Consider the following 3,864-nt stretch of genomic DNA (forward strand, 5'->3'; position numbering starts at 1 on the left):
TGCGCAAAGGAAGCCCCCATGAATATGGGGAAATTTTTATTTGGTAATTTGTTTTGAGGCCAGCCCCAGTTTTGAGCGTCGCCAAAAAATGTCTTCAATATTTATGGCCCATTCATATCGCTTCAAATACTCCGCCTCGACCTCAAACAGGCCTGTAGCGATTTCCTGTCCCATTTCATTCAAGTTGTTTCGATTGCCGATCAACACATTTATCCGCGTCCCGTACGCATGTGCGTAACGCTCGACCAGTTCGGGCGGTAGCCACGCATAGCGTTGTTGCATCGTGCGCACGAAGACATCGAATTCCTTTACCGCACGATTGTCCGGACCGCTGTCGAAAATATCGCCACCCGGCAAACAGGCATTCGCAGTCCACGCGCCATGTCGATTCCCGAGTCGGGGGGCGAGCAGATCGACGACTTCTTCCGCCAGTTTGCGGAAGGTGGTGATCTTGCCGCCGAAGACGGTCAGCAAAGCGGCGGCATCGGTATCGAGTGCGAGTCTGTAGTCGCGCGTAATTTCCGATGCGCGTTCGTGGTCGTCATCGTTGTCATCCTCGACCAGCGGCCGTACGCCGGAGTACGACCAGACGACGTCGTTCGGGGTAATCGGTTTGGTGAAGTAACGATTGGCAAGGGTGCACAGATAGTCGATTTCATCGGCATCGATCGCGACCTTGTCGGCATCGCCGTGGTAATCGATGTCGGTGGTGCCGATCAGTGTGAAGTCGTGTTCATACGGAATCGCGAACACGATGCGGCCGTCCGGGTGCTGGAAGATGTAGGCATACGGATGATCGAACAGTTTGCGCACGACGATGTGACTGCCCTTGATCAGACGCAGCTTTTTTCCGGCGCGGCCGTGGACGGTGTCGTGCAGGAATTCCGCGGCCCACGGGCCGGTCGCGTTGACGAGCATTGTTGCCCGCACAGCGATGGTGTCGCCGTCTGCCTTGCGCAAGGTGGCATTCCATCTGTCTGCGTTGCGGGTGACCGTTTCGCATTTGGTGCGCGTGAGAATGGTGGCGCCGTGTTCGCGTGCGTCGATGGCGTTCAGCACGACGAGGCGCGCGTCGTCGACCCAGCCGTCGGAATAGGCGAAACCTTTGACGAATTCGTCTTTCAGCGGCACGCCGGCCGCATGTGTGCGCAGGTCGACGCCTTCCGAACCTGGCAGCAGTTCGCGTTTGGCGAGATGGTCGTACAGGAACATGCCGGCGCGGATCATCCATGCGGGACGTTGCCCTTTGTCGTGCGGCATGACGAAACGCAACGGACGCATGATGTGCGGCGCGCTGCGCAGCAGGATTTCGCGTTCGATCAGTGCCTTGCGCACGAGGCCGAAATCATATTGCTCCAGATAACGCAGGCCGCCATGAATCAGTTTGGTTGAAGCCGATGACGTGTGCGAGGCGAGATCGTCTTTTTCGCACAGCACGACGGACAGCCCGCGTCCGGCAGCATCGCGCGCGATGCCGGCACCGTTGATGCCGCCGCCCACGATGAGAAGGTCGCACTGCAGTTGCTGTTGCATGAGGGCTCGTCGAAGTTCTTTCGGATATTGTAAGCGGTGGAAACTGAAGAGGTACACTCTCTTCATCGATCATTCTTCTCGACTGCCATGTTCTTTCTATTCGATCCGTCGTTCTGGGAAACCGCGAGCTTCGTTGTCACGGTGATTGCGTTGCCGTTTGCCATTTTCCTGTTCCTTTTCGAACAGCGGAAGGAGAGGGATTCGGAAGAGGAAGAGGCGTATCAGCTGCTGCAGGATGCCTACAACGATTTCCTGAAAATCGTGCTGGACAATCCCGATCTGCAATTGCGCAGCGCCGTCGCGCGGATGGATCTGACAGCCGAACAGAAGGAACGCAAGCTGATCATCTTCGAAATGCTGATCGCGTTGTTCGAGCGGGCCTACATCGTGTCGTATGAACCGGACATGCGGGGACTGCAACTGCGACGCTGGCATTCATGGGACGATTTCATGCGTGAATGGTGCCGCCGGGACGATTTCTACTATCAGCTTCCGCATCTGCTTAGCGGGGAAGATGAGGATTTCGCGCGATACATCCGCGCGCTGGCGGACGAAGAGCATGTGCGCAAGATTTCCGACGGCGCGCAACTTCTCTGACGAGGAGCAATGAAGCGATTTTTCGCGCGAAGTTAGGCGATAATGATCGCCCCTTTCCAGCGTACGTTCAGCCTGATGCCCACACCATTCGCCCCACTCAAGAACGATACTTTCCTGCGTGCGCTGCTGCGCCAGCCGACCGACTACACACCGCTGTGGCTGATGCGCCAGGCCGGGCGCTATCTGCCTGAATATCGCGCCACGCGTGCACGCGCCGGCTCCTTCCTGGGTTTGGCCAAGAGCCCGGATTACGCCACCGAAGTAACGCTGCAACCGCTCGATCGCTACGATCTCGATGCGGCAATCCTGTTTTCCGACATCCTGACCGTGCCGGACGCGATGGGACTGGGTTTGTATTTCATCGAAGGCGAGGGGCCAAAGTTCGAGCGTCCGTTACGCGACGAGAAGCAAGTGACCGCGCTGAAGGTGCCGGAAGCGGGTTCGCTGCAATACGTGTTCGACGCCGTGACGCAGATTCGCACCGAGCTGAACGGGCGCGTACCGCTGATCGGTTTTTCCGGCAGTCCATGGACGCTGGCGTGCTACATGGTCGAAGGCGGCGGTTCCGACGATTTCCGCACGGTGAAGGCGATGTTGTACAACCGTCCGGACCTGATGCATCACATCCTGCAGACAAACGCGCTGGCAGTGGCGGCCTATCTGAATGCGCAGATCGATGCCGGCGCGCAAGCCGTGATGATCTTCGATACCTGGGGCGGCGCGCTGGCCGACGGCACGTATCAGCAGTTTTCACTGCATTACATGCGCGAAGTCCTGAAAAATCTGAAAACGGAAAAAGACGGCGTGCGGATTCCGAGCATCGTTTTCACGAAGGGTGGCGGCCTGTGGCTGAAACAGATTGCAGACATCGGCTCGGATGCGGTCGGGCTCGACTGGACCGTCAATCTCGGCGCGGCGCGCGCCAAGGTCGGTGACCGCGTGGCGCTTCAGGGGAATCTCGACCCGACCATTCTGTTTGCGCAGCCGGAACAGATCCGCGCCGAAGTCACAAAGGTGCTGGACTCCTTCGGCAAGCATCAGGCAGGGTCCGGTCATGTGTTCAATCTGGGACATGGCATTTCGCAATTCACGCCACCGGAAGCCGTTTCGGTGCTGGTCGATGCCGTTCACGAATTCAGTCGGCCGTTGCACGGATGACATCTGTCGGCGGTTCGCGGGCACTTACTTTGCGGCTGGTGCTTTGTATGCAATCGGATTTCAGGCTCGAATTGTTGCCCGCAAAGGTGGCTTAAATTGATTGCCGTGGAAGCTTATGCACAGAATGTAAATTAGTGTGCTCTGGCGCACATGCTGACAAAGCATTCCGTTTTTCTGACAATACTGCTTTTGCAAGTCATTGATTTAATTGGGAAAATATTCTGCTTTTTGTTTTGGCATTTTATTGAAACCCGCATGAAATCAGGGGTTTTCCGCCATTCATAAGCCTTATCCACAAAGTTATCCACAAGATTTGTGGATAGTTGAAAAAGGACTTAAGAAACGGGAAGTTAGCGCGCTTGCTGATAATTTACATGAGGTTGTGAGATGAGCGGGCGCTACATCAGAAGGGCTCCTTACCGTGACTCAGGAAGTGATCGGCCTGCCAAAAATTGCATCGGGAACGCAAAATAAGCAAGCTTATTCACAAAATAGTGCAGGACAGTAACGAGAACGATTCCTATCGAGATTTTTTCGCCACTGTCCAAGAAGTTTTCCAACCTGTTGATTTCAAAC

Annotated in this window: 3 protein-coding genes; 2 read left to right on the forward strand and 1 reads right to left on the reverse strand. The window is 55.9% G+C overall.

Annotated elements, in window-relative coordinates; genetic code table 11:
- Nucleotides 1-36: 36 nt before the first annotated feature.
- On the reverse strand, nt 37-1,533 hold the full coding sequence (gene glpD, locus VN114_RS02900; protein WP_325511805.1) for a glycerol-3-phosphate dehydrogenase: 1,497 nt from the start codon (nt 1,531-1,533) through the stop codon (nt 37-39).
- 87 nt (nt 1,534-1,620) lie between these two features.
- Between glpD and VN114_RS02905 the strand changes: the two genes are divergently transcribed.
- Together VN114_RS02905 and hemE are read left to right on the forward strand one after the other, a co-directional pair.
- Complete coding sequence (locus VN114_RS02905) at nt 1,621-2,130, forward strand: hypothetical protein (RefSeq protein WP_325511807.1); 510 nt, start codon at nt 1,621-1,623, stop codon at nt 2,128-2,130.
- Between the two features lie 75 nt (nt 2,131-2,205).
- Nucleotides 2,206-3,288: a uroporphyrinogen decarboxylase gene (gene hemE, locus VN114_RS02910; RefSeq protein WP_325511809.1), complete on the forward strand. Its 1,083-nt coding sequence runs from the start codon at nt 2,206-2,208 to the stop codon at nt 3,286-3,288.
- Nucleotides 3,289-3,864: the final 576 nt, after the last annotated feature.

The sequence above is a fragment of the Oxalicibacterium sp. genome, from assembly GCF_035565035.1.
Lineage (GTDB): Bacteria > Pseudomonadota > Gammaproteobacteria > Burkholderiales > Burkholderiaceae_D > Oxalicibacterium.